Here is a 278-nt window from a genome sequence, read left to right as displayed (position 1 = left end):
GAAGGATTATCGTCATGGCGGAAGGACAAAGGTGATGACGCTCGACGCGCACGAGTTCATCCGCCGCTTCCTGCTGCACACGCTGCCGGACGGCTTCCATCGCATCCGCCACTACGGCTTCCTCGCCAACGGCCATCGCGCCGCCAGGCTCGACCAGTGCCGCAGGCTGCTGACCAAACCACAACAGGATGATCGCGAACCGGATGCCGAAAGCGCCGCTGCCGCTCCTCTTGCGGCAACGCACCGCTGCCCATGCTGTGGAGGACGGATGATCACGC

1 protein-coding gene is annotated in these 278 nt (G+C 64.4%); it reads left to right on the top strand.

Translation table 11 applies throughout. The annotated features are described in order from the left end of the window. Nucleotides 1-278, top strand: a 278-nt coding sequence (locus EN857_RS36085; protein ID WP_245521702.1) for a transposase, incomplete at both ends; no start/stop codon positions are given.

Source organism: Mesorhizobium sp. M4B.F.Ca.ET.214.01.1.1 (assembly GCF_004791545.1).
Lineage (GTDB): Bacteria > Pseudomonadota > Alphaproteobacteria > Rhizobiales > Rhizobiaceae > Mesorhizobium > Mesorhizobium abyssinicae.
This window is presented reverse-complemented; position numbering and strand designations above follow the sequence as displayed.